This window comes from Candidatus Poribacteria bacterium, from assembly GCA_026702755.1.
Classification (GTDB): domain Bacteria; phylum Poribacteria; class WGA-4E; order WGA-4E; family WGA-3G; genus WGA-3G.
The window spans coordinates 22,111-39,347 of the sequence record JAPPBX010000046.1; the positions used below are offsets into that span (position 1 = coordinate 22,111).

At 48.1% G+C, this 17,237-nt stretch carries 12 protein-coding genes; 10 read left to right on the top strand and 2 right to left on the bottom strand.

The features are described 5' to 3' along the window. Positions 1-145 precede the first annotated feature (145 nt). A complete protein-coding gene (locus OXH39_08805; GenBank protein ID MCY3550549.1) occupies positions 146-1,549 on the bottom strand; it encodes a lyase family protein in 1,404 nt (467 codons plus the stop codon). A 230-nt stretch (positions 1,550-1,779) separates the two neighbouring features. On the opposite strand from OXH39_08805, the gene OXH39_08810 reads away from it, so the two are divergent. After that, complete coding sequence (locus OXH39_08810) at positions 1,780-2,643, top strand: hypothetical protein (GenBank protein MCY3550550.1); 864 nt, start codon at positions 1,780-1,782, stop codon at positions 2,641-2,643. A 132-nt stretch (positions 2,644-2,775) separates the two neighbouring features. Here OXH39_08810 and OXH39_08815 read toward each other — a convergent pair whose 3' ends face one another. Further along, entirely contained in the window at positions 2,776-5,181 is a 2,406-nt protein-coding gene (locus OXH39_08815; GenBank protein MCY3550551.1) for an SUMF1/EgtB/PvdO family nonheme iron enzyme, read from the bottom strand. Between the two features lie 707 nt (positions 5,182-5,888). Between OXH39_08815 and ileS the strand changes: the two genes are divergently transcribed. From ileS to OXH39_08860, 9 genes are all read left to right on the top strand, one after another. Beyond that, positions 5,889-9,035 carry an isoleucine--tRNA ligase gene (gene ileS / locus OXH39_08820; GenBank protein MCY3550552.1) on the top strand — a complete coding sequence of 1,049 codons (3,147 nt, stop codon included), beginning with the start codon at positions 5,889-5,891 and terminating at the stop codon, positions 9,033-9,035. A gap of 432 nt (positions 9,036-9,467) precedes the next feature. Further along, positions 9,468-10,334, top strand: a complete 867-nt coding sequence (locus OXH39_08825; GenBank protein ID MCY3550553.1) for a xanthine dehydrogenase family protein subunit M — start codon at positions 9,468-9,470, stop codon at positions 10,332-10,334. Positions 10,335-10,437: 103 nt separating this feature from the next. Next, on the top strand, positions 10,438-10,914 hold the full coding sequence (locus tag OXH39_08830; protein ID MCY3550554.1) for a (2Fe-2S)-binding protein: 477 nt from the start codon (positions 10,438-10,440) through the stop codon (positions 10,912-10,914). 42 nt (positions 10,915-10,956) lie between these two features. Next, positions 10,957-13,215, top strand: coding sequence for a xanthine dehydrogenase family protein molybdopterin-binding subunit (locus OXH39_08835; protein ID MCY3550555.1), 2,259 nt, complete (start codon positions 10,957-10,959; stop codon positions 13,213-13,215). 76 nt (positions 13,216-13,291) lie between these two features. Further along, the gene (locus OXH39_08840; GenBank protein ID MCY3550556.1) at positions 13,292-13,573 is read left to right on the top strand and encodes a MoaD/ThiS family protein; all 282 of its coding nucleotides are present in this window, start codon (positions 13,292-13,294) and stop codon (positions 13,571-13,573) included. 116 nt (positions 13,574-13,689) lie between these two features. Continuing rightward, positions 13,690-14,376, top strand: coding sequence for a hypothetical protein (locus OXH39_08845; GenBank protein ID MCY3550557.1), 687 nt, complete (start codon positions 13,690-13,692; stop codon positions 14,374-14,376). A gap of 61 nt (positions 14,377-14,437) precedes the next feature. Then, complete coding sequence (locus OXH39_08850; protein ID MCY3550558.1) at positions 14,438-15,115, top strand: DUF1080 domain-containing protein; 678 nt, start codon at positions 14,438-14,440, stop codon at positions 15,113-15,115. Positions 15,116-15,138: 23 nt separating this feature from the next. Continuing rightward, complete coding sequence (locus tag OXH39_08855; GenBank protein ID MCY3550559.1) at positions 15,139-16,029, top strand: phytanoyl-CoA dioxygenase family protein; 891 nt, start codon at positions 15,139-15,141, stop codon at positions 16,027-16,029. A gap of 8 nt (positions 16,030-16,037) precedes the next feature. Continuing rightward, entirely contained in the window at positions 16,038-16,826 is a 789-nt protein-coding gene (locus OXH39_08860; GenBank protein MCY3550560.1) for a polysaccharide deacetylase family protein, read from the top strand. The last annotated feature ends 411 nt before the right edge of the window (positions 16,827-17,237 follow it).

Consider the following 17,237-nt stretch of genomic DNA (forward strand, 5'->3'; position numbering starts at 1 on the left):
AATGGAGTTAGAGAATTTGCCCTTTTTTACTTATAGTTCCGGACAATTATATCCCAACCATTCTCAAAAGTTTCAAAACCCATAGCACGTAACGAAGTGGAGTGCGGATTTAAGGAACGCACGCTAAAGTCTAAACGCACGAAGTTTAACCGCAAGGTAAATTAAAAATCCGTTTCTCCCATTCATCGCATGTCGCGTGGGTACGCCGTACGGAGGCACCGATATAATTCGTTGGATCGCGTAGTGCTTCGCGCTGCGGTTCTGTCAACTTGTCGAGGAATGGACGGAACGTCTCATCTTCCCACAGCAACGTTGTCAGACTCTTTCCGGTTTGATGTACTTGTCCGATTAACTTCCGAGTATGATCATAGGCATCGGGAAATCCGTAATACGCCATCAGTAAGTAGATAGGCTCTGCAATCGTATCCTCTGCGCTCAACGCGAGGTTGCGCTGCATGTTATCCGCCTTCACATCCATCTCCTCCAATGCGCGCCGAAGCCGATAGATCGAATAATCGAACGCCGTGAACAGTTCCGTCAGGAAACGGCTTGATGCCGAATTCGTCAGATCGCGTTGATGTTCTAAAATGCTGTCCATGAAAACAGTCTGCATACGTGGCACGAACGCCTTCCACAGGCTTTTGATATTCTCATACGTCTCTGGGTTCACTTTGTGGGGCATTGTCGATGAACCGACCAGTTGCGGATTGTATTTCCTGCCGACCTCTGCGATTTCGGTGCGGTAGAGGTGGCGCATATCGTCTGCGAAGTTCGCAAGCACGGTGTACGCCGCCGTAATCTGATATGCCAGATCAGAGATGAATTCCGGTTCTACACACTGTGTTGACGTGTGCGTATCGGACGGCTTCAAACCGAGCAGTTCGAGAAAATCCGCCTCAATCTGTTCGGGGTGTTCGTGAATCAGCGTAAGTCCATTGAATGCGCCGACTGCCCCTGAGAATTGCCCACGGAGGTTTTGCCCTGCTTTATGAATCTCTTCTATTCGGGTGCCGAGACGACTGATGTAAAGTGCCAGTGAATAGCCAAAGGTTGTCGGTTCTGCGTGTTGACCGTGTGTCCTGCCGATTTGTACCGTGTCCGCATGCTCGCGCGCCATTGCAATGAGTTGCTGCTCCAAAGCAACCAGATCGGGAATAATGACGTTTTCTGTGAGTGCTTTGAACCGTAAAGCGGTGGCGGTATCCAGAATGTCCGCAGAAGTGGCGAACAGATGGACATACGGGCGTGCTTCGGGACTAATCTTTCGCCGAATTACATTGACGAGCGAACGGATGTTATGTCGAATGCGAGACTGTTCTTCGTAGACCTCTTCCGCTGTTACGAGGTCCACCGCTGCTTCCACCTCATCGGCGATAGCAGAATCGCAGACACCGTAGTTTGCCAAGGTGCGTACCAGTGCCGCCTCCACCTTTGCCTGGGACGTGACGTAACCTGCCTCAGAGACATAGGGCAGCAACCGTTTCATAAAGTCTGGATCACTGCCGTAGTATCTAAAGTCCAGTGGACTGACGGCTTCGTAAAGTTCCATAAAATATCTTCTCCGTTAGAGTGGAGAGAGCTCCACTCCTTCATCTTGTTTTGTTTTCAATTATATATGTCATTTAGCGGAATGTAAAGCGTTTTGTTTTCTTGTAGTGGTGGTCTCCGAATTTCTGCTTTATGATGGTAAACATTTAAGTCGAACTCACGTTGAATTACATACTTGATTGGATTCAAACTGCGCACCTCCTTCATAGTAGACTTTTAAAGGGGACACGAATGAAACATAGCAAAACTATCAACGCATTTTTTTACCTCGCCTGTCTTATAAGTCTGTCGTTCTTTCTCAGCTGCGGAGATACAGAGGACACAGAGGAGACAATTGACTCTATTTTCAATCCTTTCCTTGACGAACCCGATGAACAATGGCTACAGTTGGAAGACGAAGATTGGGAAAAATTGAAAGATGAGAATTGGGTAAGGTTGACGGACGAAGAAGTTAAGGAGCTCATGACCCTTGATATTCCACAAGACTGGGGCTTTAATACGGAAGCTCGCGTATCCCAAAAGTATCACCACGCCACTCTCTTCCAAAGGTTCGGAGACATCCCACAGGTGCGCTTCATCGTTGAGTTTGAGCGGATGGAGATAAGTGGGATTGTAACACTTGCGCTTGCTAAGCAAATCGCTGCTCATGCTGAAGCAACATATTTTATCACTCCAAATGCTGTCACTCGCCGTTCGCTTGAAGAGACCAGAAACCTGCTAAGACGTGTAGAAGAACAGGAAGCACTTCGTTTATTGGATCAGTTGAGAATAGAAGATCCTGAGGCTTGGCTAAAAGGCATGCGTGCTGTGCTCATTGAAAGGCATGGAGACATCCGAGAGGTGGACACCAGTATCGATTTTTTTCGGAAATTGGAATTGGGGTTACCAAGAACAAACCGTGACTGCAACACTTATATTAAGGTACACGAAACGCTCTTCAGTCGTTCTGAGAATTTTTTCCCTTATGCATTCTATGCTATGCTTGAAGCTGTGAATCAGATAGGACGTTTGGGGTCGCTCCGCAGGCTTGAAAAATATCGAGAGGCAAGAGAAAAGGGCATTTCGTTCTATGATATAGACTGGGATGATGAGTAGCACGCAATTTTTGAGTTGAACCAATTTAGAATCCAAGATGGCACCTACCAGTTACTTATATAATCAGGGTGAATCCAAGAAGCGCGCCTACCTGTAGAGGTCTACAAGTCTTTATATTCACTACAACCCATTTCACTCGGAAGTGTCAGATGACGGGGTCGCTTCGGTATCCTGCTGAGATGGCGCGCTTTTTGCACAACGAAATCCGAGCCAACTGTTTGTGTTTGTAGGTGTATCATCGCCGCGACTTGCCGCATGCGCAGGTCGAGGCGTATTCCAAGAACCGCCGCGTGACACGCGCTCCGTTTGAACGCTCATGAAGTTTTCCATCAATGCTTTAGTATCGGGAACACCAGCGATCGGATTTTTCTTCGGAGAATTTTTATAAAAGTTTTTGTCAAACTGATCCAAGCAGTGTTCCCATACGTTCCCACCCATGTCGTGCAGACCGTATCCGTTCGGTAAATAACTGCCGACAGGCGAGGTATTTCGTCCATAATACCCGTAGTTTGCTTTACCTGGGTCCCGAGAATCTCCCCATACATAGCGTTCACCTGCTGTGCCACCGCGTGCCGCTTTCTCCCATTCCGCCTCTGTGGGAAGCCGCTTGCCTTTCCACTTTGCATAAGCCATCGCTGCGTACCAGCTCACATAGACGACAGGGTGATTGGCTTTTCCATCGGGATAGTCGTTCTCAGTCCAATGTTTTAAGTAGTTACCGTTATGGTATTCGCTGGGGATATTTTTTTTGCTCCACTCTGGGTTGGCATCAACGAACGCCTTGAATTGGGCATTTGTTACCTCATAAGGATCAATATAAAACGCGTCAAGATAGACGGTGTGTATAGGTGTCGCGTACATGCATTCCTTGCTACCCATCTGAAACTCGCCTGCAGGAATTTTCACCATTTCGGTAGCAGCTTTTTCCAATTCCTGTGCCGATAAAGTGCCGTGCCCTAAACATTGCATCGCTCGCGTGAAGTCTATTTCCGCTGCTTCACGTTGTCCAAGTCTCTCTTTTGTTTTCCCACGATTCTCATAGGCTTCGGTGAAATCAGATTTGTATTCTATGGCTGTATTAAAATTTTCTATTGCGTTGTTATACTCACCAAGCACCTTTTTTGTAACACCACGAGTGTAATAGGCGAAAGCGTTATCTGGTTTTAGTTGAAGTGCTTTATCACTGTCCGCGATCGCTGCGTAATAGTGTTTCTGTGCTTCAGCGGCTTTTCGTCGTTCCATTTTTAGTTGCCCGAGAAGGTACTTCGTCCATCCGCGTCCATTGTAATTTGAGCTATCGTTCGGGTCTAACGTAATGGCTTTAATGTAGTCTTTTATCGCCGCTTGATACTGTTTTTGGGCTTTGCTAAATTCTCCTTGTTTCATGTTCAATTGTCCAAGAAAGTGCTTCACCTGTCCGCGCCCGTTGTAATTCGTATTATCGTCTGAATCTAACTTGATGGCTGTGGTATAATCTTCTATCGCCGCTTGATACTGTTTTTGGGCTTCTGTTGTATTTCCTTGCTTGGCTTCATATTTACCATAGAGGGACCGCGCATATCCGCGCTCGTAGTAGTTTTCATCATCTTCAGAATCTAATTTGATGGCTTTGGTGTGGCTCCTTATCGCTGCTTGATGCTGTCTCCGAGCTTTAGCGATGTTCCTCTCGTATTTACCTATAGCTTCAGCGTAGTAGGACATTACATACCCGCGCACCCTGTAGGTGTAAGCAAACTCTGGATCCAATTTAACGGATTTATTGAGTTCAAATATCGCCCCTCTATCGTCATTGTCAAAAAATTTGTGTTGTCCTCGAGCGTAATAGGTATAGGCACGTATACGTTTTTGCTTATACCACTTCGTCAACGGTTCAATTTGGTCGGATTGAGAGAGCAGTGTTTTAAGCGCGTCTGAAGGGACAGCGTAACTGTAGAAATCACTCACGCGGGAACTGATGCCGATGACTTCGCCTCTATCGTTTAGGATAGGACCGCCGCTGTTCCCTTTGACAGTGTCTGCTGTTGTTTGTATCCATATATCTTTATATCGGTTGTTCCATACGATTCCCTCCGTTAGTTTGTATTCTCCACCGCCGGGATAGCCTATGGCGTAAACAGTCTCACCTTTCGTAACGGTGCCACTATTACCGAGAGGGAGCGGTACACCTTCGCCTGCGATTTTTAAAATGACGAGATCGTTTTCTATATCAAATGCAGCGACCCCTTCAACAGCCCAGATTGTTTCATTGTCGCTGAGTTTTACGAAGATAACACCGGGACTTGAAACAACGTGCATGTTCGTCACAATCTTATCAGGCTCCACAAAAAAACCACTCCCTGCCCCGATGCTCCACCAATTTATACTTTTGGGCAGACTACCACTTGTAATACGGACTACAGAAGCTTTTCCTTTCTCGGTTGCGATGTCTGCCGTCAGCGTTGGAAGTTTTTCCGAAAGGTTTTGCTGGGGTGTCCGCGCCCCTAAAAGGAAAATCACTAAAGCGAAAAGACAGAATAAACATTTTTTGTTATATTTCATGGGTGATATATCTCCGACCTCATTAGAAAATTTCAGCATCCGCTGAAAAATTTGATTTGTTCTAATACCTCTCGATATGCAAGGTTTCCTAACCTTGCCGGTCCATTTGGATATTTGCTGGTTTCCGTGTTTCACTGTAGGTTATACACCTTTTGTTTCACTGGGATTCGGGAATCTTCGGTAAAAATTCTCTTATATCGGTTATGCCCTGAATCTCGCGCTTTGTGAAGAAATATTTGACATCCCCCGTGGAATATGGTATCATAATTAGCAAGTACACGTTCTAAAACAAGTCTTCGCTAAGTCTGACGAGGCTTACGTAGCATTTACAACGACCTCATACACCGTTCAAACCATATAATGGACAGAAAATCGCTTACCACACTGACATCGCAAGATAAGGAATTTGTGCGCTACAACACCCCAAATCAAGACTGCCTTCGTGCTGTCACGGGTTTGCGCGCCATATCCATTATTATTATTATTGCTATTCGTCGTGCTGTGGTGGGTTAATCACGAACAGATAAGAAATTTCTATTACAACGCCCATCACTGAACAGACGATTTCAGTGAGGGTGTTTTTTTTTTAGAGTTTTCAGTTATCGGTTATTGGTTTTCAGTTAAAGAGTCACTCTGTCATTGCCGAATTAAATTTTTGACTTCACACTGAACACACAATTTAAGTTAGGATCATGAGGGAATTTCGTATGTTTGGAGAAGTATCATCTCAATTCACGTTTGCTGAAAAGGAAAAACAGATCTTAGAGTTCTGGCGTGAAAATGACATCTTTCAGAAGAGTATGGAGATGTATAAAGACGCACCGTCGTTCGTTTTTCTGGAGGGACCGCCGTTTGCGAATGCACCTCCCGGTGTGCATCACGTCCTGGCACGCGTCATGAAAGATGCCGTCTGTCGCTACAAGACTATGACGGGGCATTACGTCCACCGTAAAGCGGGCTGGGATACGCACGGACTTCCGGTTGAATATCAGGTTGAAAAGCAGCTCAACATTACAAACAAAGCAGAACTGGAAGCCTACGGCGTTCAAAACTTTATCGAAAAGTGTAAGGAAAACGTCTTCCAATACGAGCGGGATTGGCGGCAGATGACGGAACGCATCGGATTCTGGGTCAACTTAGATGATGCCTATATCACGTTGTCCAACGATTACATTGAAAGTGTCTGGTGGGTGCTCCGACAAGCGTGGGACAAGGAACTGCTCTATCAAGGACATAAGGTGCAGCCGTATTGCTATCGGTGCGGTACAACCTTAGCAAGCCACGAAGTCGCGCTCGGTTACCAAGAGGTTGCCGATCCGTCTATCTTTGTCCGCTTCCGGCTGAAACACAAGGAGAATGCTTACCTGCTCGTCTGGACGACGACACCATGGACCTTACCTTCTAACGTGGCTGTTGCTGTGGGTGAGGATTACGATTACGTTGCCGTTGAAGAAGGTAACGGACAGCACCTCATCCTCGCAAAGGAATGCATACCGAGCTTATTCGGCGATGAATCTCCGCAGGTTGTCGAAAACTATAAGGGGAGCGACCTCCAAGCGTGGGAATACGAACCCTTGTTTGATAGCGGGCAGCATCGGGAAAAATCACACTACATTGTCACTGGTGATTTTGTAACGACGACAGAGGGAAGCGGTTTGGTTCACATCGCCCCCGCCTTCGGACAAGATGACTACGAGATCGGGCAAAAATACAACCTGCCGCTCGTGCAACTGGTAGGTCCCGATGGCAAATTTGTTTCAGCGGTGAAAGAGCCGTGGGCAGGCGAATACGTCAAGGATGCTGATCCGAAAATCATCGAAAACTTGGATGGACGTGGACTGTTGTTCAAGGCTGCCGAATATACGCACCAATATCCGTTCTGTTGGCGGTGCGATACCCCGTTGCTCTATTACGCACGCGAATCGTGGTTTATCCGAACGACCGCCATCCGAGAACAGATGCACCAGAATAATCAGCAAATCAACTGGTACCCGGAGCATATTAAAAACGGACGCTTCGGCAATTGGCTGGAAAATAATATTGACTGGGGATTGAGCCGTGAACGTTATTGGGGAACACCCTTGCCGGTCTGGGTGTGTGACGACTGCGGGCATCAGCATTGTGTCGGAAGTATCGCCGAATTGAAAGAACTCGGTACGGATGTGCCGGATGATATTGAACTCCACCGTCCTTATGTGGACGACGTTGCTCTCGTCTGCAGCGAATGTAGCGGCACGATGTATCGTGTGGAAGACGTAATTGATTGCTGGTTTGACTCCGGTTGTGCGCACACAGCACAGTGGCACTACCCCTTTGAAAACAAGGAGATGTTGGAGCAGGCGTATCCGGCAGATTTCATCTCTGAAGCCATCGATCAGACACGAGGATGGTTCTATAGCCTCTTGGCAACCGGCACACTTCTCTATGATAAACCGGCTTACAAAAACTGCCTCTGCCTTGAACTCATTATGGGACCCGACGGTCAGAAGATGAGTAAGAGTCGGGGGAATACGGTGGATCCGTGGACAATTCTCAACAAGCAAGGTGCGGATGCGATGCGCTGGTATATGTTCACCGCAACTACACCGTGGACACCACGCGCTTTCACACTTGACGGCATTGACGAGGCGTTGAAAAAGTTCATGGGGACTCTCCAGAACGTTTATAGTTTCTTCGTTATGTATGCCAATTTAGAGCAGGTCGATGTCTTGCAAGATGTACCGCCTGTCTCGGAACGTTCCACAGTGGACAAATGGATCCTGTCGCGTCTCCACACCCTCATTGACAATGTGCGCGATGAGATGGAAAATTACCATCTCACGAATGCCCCACGTGCCATCGAGGCGTTTGTGGACGACCTCAGCAACTGGTACGTCCGTCGTTCCCGCGACCGCTTCTGGGGCGCGGAAGCCGGACCCGACAAGCATGCCGCTTATGCCACGCTTTATGAAGTGCTTGTAACCATTGCGAAACTCTCCGCGCCTTTCGTTCCATTTTTGGCGGACGAACTCTATCGCAATTTGGTATGTTCGCTGGATGTCGAGGCACCCCTGAGTGTTCATCTTGCGGAATATCCGGTTGCGGATGCCGCGCTCAGAGATGTTCAGTTGGAAACCGATATGGCTTTCACTCGCGATGTGATCAGCATGGGACACGCTGCACGCAACCGTTCCGGCATCAAGACGCGCCAACCCCTTGCGGAGCTTACGCTTGGTGGACTCTCCGAGGCAGAGAAAGCAACCGTTGAGCGTTTAGCGGAGCTCGTCCACGATGAACTCAATGTCAAAACGATCGGATTCACAGAGGACTTGGACGCTTTCGCGCAGGTGACGCTCAAACCCAACTTCAAGGTATTGGGACCCAAGTACGGTAAGGGCGTACAAGCCATCGCTAAAACACTCGCTGCTGGAGATGCAATAGCACTGAAGGCGGAGTTGGAAGCCGCTGGAAGCTTACAGGTTGAGGCATCGGGAGAGACGTATACCCTTGGGCAATCTGACGTTGAGGTCCAGACACAGAATCGGGAGGGGTTCTTTGTAGAGATGGATGCAAAGAAATTCGTTGCTTTGTCGACGGAATTGACGCACGAATTGACGCTTGAAGGCTTGGCGCGCGAGTTCGTCAATAAGATTCAGAATATGCGGAAGGAGGCTGATTTTAACGTCTCCGATCGGATCAAACTCAGCCTTGACACGACATCCCCACTTTTAGACGAGGCGTTTCAGGCGCATCAAGACTACATCCTCCGTGAAACGCTCACAACAGCGGTTGTAGACACGCCGGGTGAAAATGCCTTCATCCTCGCACAGAAACTCAACGGAGAACCCGCCACCTTGAGTGTTGAGCAGGTCTGAATTTTTGAAGTATCAGTCTAACCAGACCCGCGAGGTATTATTTGATATTCTTTGCTGTGCAGCTGAGTGTTGTGAAGTGGGAAAATGCTACTATATGCAAGTGGACTTGACAAATAGTTCTACCATAAGCAAGTAGACTTGACATATGGTAGAACTACATGGTGAAAACTTTGTTGTAGCCCACGATGTGGATCGCTCTTTCACAGACAATTACAACGGCATCCAGGTTAAGTTTGTTAATTTGGACGAATTGGTTGCTGAAGTACACCTTCCCAAAACATAAAAAACTTGCCTTAAAACCGAATTTTTGCTATAGTAAGGTTTAAAATAGGTATCTTTAAAACTTATCTCATAAACTGATTTCTGTGGCGGGGTCTCCGCGCCTCAGCCCCTTCTAAGTCCCAGTTATAATAATGAAAGGAGATTCCGGTCATGCAAGATTTTTCTTATGTTTCCGCGCAAACGGTGCCGGAAGCCGTTGCTCTACTTGATGAAAAGGGAGAAAAGGCTCGCATTTTGGCGGGTGGGACCGACCTCATCGTTCAAGTCCGGGAAGCACGCCGAGACGTTGACTTGATGATTGATGTCAAATCCATTCCAGAGGTGAACGTCTTAAATTACGATGCTAACGTCGGCTTGACGCTCGGTGCCGCAGTCGAGTGTTATAAGATTTACGCCGTTGATGCTATTTGCGATGCTTATCCCGGTTTAGTCGATGCGACCAAAATTATCGGTGGCACCGCGATCCAAGGACGCGCTGGCGTTGGTGGTAATTTGTGTAATGCTTCACCCGCTGCGGATTGCATACCACCACTGATTGTGCTAAGTGCTACCTGTGTCATTGCCGGTCCAAACGGCGAACGCGAATTACCTGTTGAACAATTCTGTACAGCTCCGGGGCAGACTGCTCTCGAAAAGGGTGAGATGCTTGTCTCTCTGAAGATACCAGCACCTGCAAGCAACTCGAGTTCCTTCTATCTCCGGTTTATCCCGCGCAATGAGATGGATATCGCTGTCGTTGGTGCCGGAGCATCTGTAACACTTGATGCTGCAAAACGGACAATCGTTTCTGCCCGTATTGCACTCGCTGCTGTCGCGCCCACGCCGCTCTTTGCAGAAGAAGCAAGTGCGCTGCTTGTAGGTCGCGAGGTCTCTGATGAAGCAATCGACGAAGCCGCACAAGCTGCACAAGCGATCGCTCGTCCGATTAGTGATATGCGTGGTACTGCGGAGCAGCGAACTCATCTCGTCGGTGTGCTGACTCGGCGTGCACTCAACGGCGCAATCCAAAGAGTTTGAAACACAGCATAAATTTTGTTGATTTTTTAACGGCAATCCTTTTTGGAAAACGGACAAAACGGAACGAAACCCGAATCGTAAAAAGCGTGAAAGGAACTATACTATGGCGAGAAAATCGCACGTTCAAACCACTATCAATGGTGAAACGGTGGAATTTCTCTGCGAATCCCGTCAAAGCCTACTCGAAGTCCTCAGAGATGAACTCCATCTTACGGGTGCTAAAGAGGGATGCAACAACGGAAATTGTGGGGCTTGCAGTGTCATCCTTGATGGCAGACTTGTCAATTCATGCCTGGTCCTCGGTGTAGAGACTGAAGGTAAATCTGTGGAAACCATAGAAGGTCTCGCGGAGCCTGACAAGCTGCACCCGATCCAAGATGCGTTCTTGGAAAACGCCGCGCTCCAGTGCGGTATTTGCACACCCGGCTTTATTATGAGTGCTAAAGCACTACTGGATAGCAATCCGAATCCAACTGAACATGAAATTCGGTACTGGTTGGCGGGTAACCTGTGTCGCTGTACCGGCTATGATAAAATTGTCAAAGCAGTGATGGATGTCGCTAAGGAAACCTCTGCTTAACTTCACACAAACCGAGTTTCATGAATCGGAGGTATATGCGTAATGGCAACCGAAAAGAAAGAATATAAAGTTATCGGGACCCGGCCCATCCGCCATGACGGTGTTGACAAAGTCACCGGTCGTGCACTTTACGGGGCAGATTTTCAAATGGCTGGACTCCTACACGGTAGAGTCCTTCGAAGCCCACACGCCCATGCGCGGATTATATCGATTGATACCAGCCGTGCCGAAGCCTATCCCGGGGTTAAAGGCGTTGTTACCGCGAAAGACTTGCCTGATGCTGGGGACAAAGTCGCGGATCTCGGCGAAGGTGCTGTTAATCTCAAACATCTCTGCGATAACATCTTGGCAAGCGATAAAGTGTTGTACAAAGGGCACGCCGTTGCCGCTGTTGCTGCGACGAGTCCACACATCGCAGAAGAGGCTTGCACACTTATTGATGTCGAATACGAGGTGCTCCCACCTGTCTTAGAGGTGCGTCAAGCAATGGAGCCGGATGCACCGCTCCTGCACGAACACTTGAAAACCACCTCAATGGGCGAGACGGCTGATGAACCGAGCAACGTTGCAAGTCATATCCAGCATCAGTTGGGTGACCCTGAAAAGGGATTCGCCGAAGCGGATATCATTGTTGAGCGTGATTTCGTTACAGGTACCGTCCATCAAGGCTATATTGAACCGCACAACGCCACAGCACATTTCAACCAAGATGGTCAACTGACCATTTGGTGTAGCACGCAAGGTGCGTTTACGGTTCGTGAGCAGGTTGCTGAAATTCTCCAATACCCCATTTCCAAAATTAAAGTCGTTCCGATGGAAATTGGTGGCGGTTTTGGTGGTAAGATTAGTGTTTACATTAAACCTGTCGCTGCATTGTTGGCAAAGAAAACAGGTAAGCCTGTCAAGGTGCTCATGAACCGTGCTGATGTATTTGAAGGCACGGGACCGACACCTGCTTCCTACATTCGCGTCAAGATGGGTGCGACGAATGACGGTAAGATAACAGCCGCTGAGGCGTATCTCGCTTTTGAAGCGGGTGCCTACCCCGGTTCCCCCGTTGGACCTGGCGCGATGTGTATCTTTGCACCCTACAGCATTGAAAACCTCATCATTGACGGCTACGATGTGGTTGTCAATAAACCGAAAACCGCGCCTTACCGCGCCCCCGGCGCACCAAACGCTGCTTTCGGTTCTGAGACAGTTGTTGACGAGATCGCGGAAAAACTCGGCATTGACCCACTTGAGATCCGGTTGCTCAACGGTGCAAAAGAGGGCGACCGGCGTGCAGATGGCCCCATTCACCCCCGCATCGGCTGTATTGAAACGCTTGAAGCGGCGAAAGCGCATCCGCACTATACCGCACCGAATGGGAAGAAACACCACGGTCGCGGTGTCGCTTCCGGGTACTGGTTCAATATCGGCTTGGAGTCGAGTGTGACGATTAATGTCAACGCCGATGGTACAATTAACCTCATTGAGGGTTCTACAGACATCGGTGGCACTCGCTCTTCGATTGCTATGCAGGCGGCGGAAGTCCTCGGTATATCTGCTGAATCGGTCAACCCAAGCGTTGTTGATACCAATTCTGTCGGTTATACTGCTGTAACGGGCGGTAGCCGTACAACCTACGCGACCGGTTACGCCGCTTATGAAGCCGCACAGGATGTCAAGCAGAAGATGATCGCTCGCGCCGCGAAACTCTGGGAAGTTGACGAAGCCAACGTGCAGTTCGCAGATGGCGAATTTTCATGCATCAACGGCAAAGAGGAGCAGATTAGTTTCCGCGACCTCTGTGGCAGACTCGGTGAAACCGGCGGTCCGGTTGTGGGCAGCGGAACCGTGAATCCCGGTGGTGCCGGTGGTGCCTACGCAACTCACGTAGTGGATGTGGTAGTGGACGAGGAGACCGGCAAGGTCGAGATTCTCCGCTATACCGCAGTCCAGGATGCAGGAAAAGCCATCCATCCCAGTTATGTTGAGGGCCAGATACAGGGCGGTGCTGTTCAGGGTATCGGTTGGGCGTTGAATGAGGAATACATCTACAATGCCGAAGGCACGATGACCAACGCCAGTTTCCTTGATTATCGGATGCCGACCTGCTTGGATTTACCTATGATTGATGCTGTCATCGTTGAAGTCCCGAATCCGGGGCATCCGTATGGTGTGCGTGGTGTCGGTGAAGTGCCGATTGTGCCACCGATGGCTGCCATCGCCAACGCTATCTACGATGCAATCGGTGTTCGGATGACGGAACTCCCGATGTCGCCTGATCGGCTTCTGAAAGCCATGGGCAAAATCTAAAACTCAAACACTGGTAGGCGCGCTTTGTAAGCGCGCCTTTCTCTTGACTTAACTGACAACCGATAGCCATTAAAAAATGCCAACCGTAGTCATTCCACCCCTCATGCGTAAACTCACGGACGGCGAAGCGAACATTACTCTTCCTGGTGTGACTGTTCGTGAAGTGATTGATAATTTAGAAAGTCGCTACCCGGGTATGAAAGAGCGGTTGCGTGAAGAAGACCGTCTTAAGCCCGGCATCGCCGTATACATTGATGGTCTCCTTACTCGGGGATCCCTCCTTGAACGCGTTGACACGGACGCAGAAATTCATTTCCTTCCTGCTATAGGTGGCGGTATGGCAGAACCTTCTAACTGAACCTCATAACATTTTGAAACATTTTACTTTTTAAGGGTGTTTTTTGCTTAAATGCTATATTTTGCGCTCTTGAGGGTACAACTGTTGAAGATTAACCGTTTTAAGAGGGAAACACAATGTTAGAGCGATTTAATATGAGAATGCTTGGAGTCGCGTTCGTAATTGTTGTACTGCTCTGCGCGGGGATCTATTTTTACGCGGAGTGGAGTAACAAGCGTTTTATGTCAGAGTTAGGGATACCACCCCAGCCAACCGTGGCATCTGAACCCGCTACCGAGATAGAAAGCGAAGAGTTGTCAACGACACTTGTCGAGCCGACGGAATTTGTAAGCGAGGATCCTAACGAGGATGCTGTAGTGTCCGATCCGGAGTCTGTGGACGTTTCAGAACTCATGGATGAGGAAGCACCGGTTGAGGCAACAGAAGCATCTGAACCCGCATCTGAATTTGACGCGACACCGCTCCTTTCGGCGTTTGGATTGCCTGAAGAAGTGACCACCCTCTTTGATGAGGGTGCCGACGAGGCAGACTTTGAAGAAGCGCAGACGCATCTTATTGAGGAGTACGGTCCATCTCCCGAAGTAGAGGCGATAATCGATAAACTGAAACAGATGTCTGGTGGTCCGGTCAAACTTGACGATTTAACCGAGCTTTTTGAGGCGTGGATTCAGGTCTTACCGGAATCTGATCAGGAAAATCGTCGCCAACTGATGGATGTGTTGACACAACTCAATCAAGCGAAGGCTTTGGGAGGCGATGGAGAGGTTAGTATAGAGGTTCACGTTGTTGGTCCTAATGATTAACGAGATTGAAATAGATTTGGAATGATCTTTGATTGGTAGTTATGCCATAGAAGGAGCAATCATGAAATACCGCATCTTTACTTTCTTTTTATTTACACTCATCTCAGTATATGTGCCCCTTTGTGTTGGCGAAGTGCTGTTTGAGGATGACTTTAATAAGAAGGCAATTGACAAAGGTAAATGGGTGCCTACAGGAACCTGGTCCGCGGATGGCAAGGAACTGACGGTTAACGGTGGAGAAGTCGGGATTACTCTAAAAAACGACTTTACTGACTTTGAATTATACGTTGACTTCAATATGGTAAACCCGCTATGGGCATCGAATTGGGTCATGCGGGCAAAAGACCCAAATAATTGTACATTGGTTCAAATTGTGGCAGATAATCGGGATCAATTTTGGTGGTTTACAAGAGTAGGTGGTAATTATATTGTTAAGGATGAGGATAAGTTGGACAATGAATCGGGTGTACACGCTGAGTTGGGCAAATGGTATACGATAAAGATAGTTGCCGAAGGTGATCGTTACGACCTCTACCTCGCTGAGCGTGGCAAGGAACTCAAATTATGTTGTACATGGGAAGATGATACCAATGACAAAGGCGGTATAGGTTTCAGAGCCGGTGGCGGTGAACACTCCTTGTATGACAATGTGTTGGTTACAACCGTGGGACACAGTTTTGCTGTGAACCCCGAAGATGCCCTGCCAGTCACATGGGGTAAACTCAAGGCTGTCCCATAAAGAGTTAAGAGGAAACAATTTTAATGCACGCCGAATTGCCATTTGTGGACTGCACAGACTTGGTTAAAGACCGAGACAGACTTCTTGAGCACGCCCACCAGAATGGGTATCTCTTCTTTCCCGGACTGCTTCCTGTGGAACCGGTACTTGCCCTACGTCAACAGGTGCTTCATGTAGCAGGACAGCATGAACTTCTTGAACCAAATACCGATCCCGATGCTGGTATCCGCAGAAAAGGGGTTTTCGTCTGCGAACAGGACAGATCCGAGACGTATATACATTTCTATGTTGATGTCCAGAAACTCCGGCTTTTCCACGCGCTTCCGCATCACGAGCGTATTGTAGGTATCCTGGAAGTCCTGTTTGGAACATCTGTTTTCATCCACCCCCGTCATATCTGTCACGTTATCTTTCCGGGAGAACATCAGTACACTACGCCGCCGCATCAGGACTTCAGTCCAGTTCGCGGTTCGCAGGAAACATGGACCGTGTGGACACCTTTAGGAGACTGTGATGCCGAGTTGGGTGGCTTGGCGATTGCGCGTGGATCAAACCGTCATGGGTTGTTAGAGGACGGCGGTGTCCGTTCTTGGGAGTTGGTCGGAGACAGTACAGAATGGGCATGGAACCCCTTCAAATGCGGAGATGTTGTTATGTTCCACAGTTTAACGATTCACCGAGGTCGTGACAATATGACCGAGGATCGTATACGGCTCGCAACGAGTGCCCGCTACCAATCGGTCAATGAACCCGTTGATGAAGACGCTCTCACCGTTCATCTGGGCTGTGCGAAATGGGAAGAGGTCTATTCGGAGTGGGAAACCGACGATCCGCTGAAGTATTATTGGAACGCAATTGACTTGGATGTTCAACCGGCTTACCATCGGCGCAGGAGAGAAACTGCAAATCGTTAGGAGCAAAAATGGAAAAAGAAAATCAAGAATTATCTGAAACTGAAGCCTTACAACCTATCCCCGACGGATTGATTGTCCTCACCTTTGATGATGGTAACAAATCGGATTATACTTATGTTGGACCGCTATTGAAGCGTTACGGTTTTGGAGCGACGTTTTTCATCACTGAAGGTCTTAATTTCCTCAATAACAAGTCACACTATGTCACATGGGAAGAGATCCGTCAATTGCACGAGGAGGGTTTTGAGATAGGTAACCACACCCGTCATCATACGCATGCCAACACACAATCGAAAGCGGAATTGTTGGCAGATTTGATACACATTGATGAACGGTGCGAAGAATACGGTATTCCTGTGCCTGAGACCTTTGGCTATCCGGCGGATTGTCGCGGACCGGAAGCGATAGAAGCGTTGTCAGAAAAAGGGTATCGTTTCGCGCGGCGTGGCATTGGACCGGAGTTTCCATTTCATCCAGAGGGCGGACGTGGACCGGCTTACGATCCGGATGTCTATCATCCGTTGGTCGTTCCGTCAGCAGGTGTCCCCGGTCCGAACTACGGATTTGAGGATTTGGTCTGGGCGGTTGAACAGGCAAGAGATGGGAAAATCGCTGTTCTAACGTTTCACGGGGTGCCTGCGCTTGAACACCCATGGGTTGATGTCTCACCCGAGCAGTTTGAGACGTACATGAATTACCTTCGTGACACCGGTTGTACTGTTGTTGCGTTGCGGGATCTGGCTAAATACGTTGATGTCTCAGAAACAACTGGAAAAAGCGTAACATATTGGCCGTAAAAAGTTCCAAGTACCTATGATCTTGTCCATCCTTCAATCCTGCAAATCCTGATTCAGAAGATGGATACTGCACATTACTCATTTAAACTTCGCTAATTTTCAGATGTTTCACTGTTCGCGTTTTATTCACATCTGTCTATGTTATGAAACCGCGCAAAAAAGAAAGTGAAAAATCGCGTGGAAGTTGGATGAGGGTGCTAAAAATCGTAAAAATAGACTTTATTTGCAGAAAAATGTAATGAAAATGTAAAAAAATAGGTTTTGAGGTCAAAATTATGCGTTTTTTTGACAAATTAATTTGACAAAGTAATTTGTAGAGTGTATAATTAACATTACCTTTTGACAAGAAAGGTGAGTTTGTTCTTTGAAAGTTAAATAGTGAACGTGACGTGCCTATTAATAGCTTGTGAG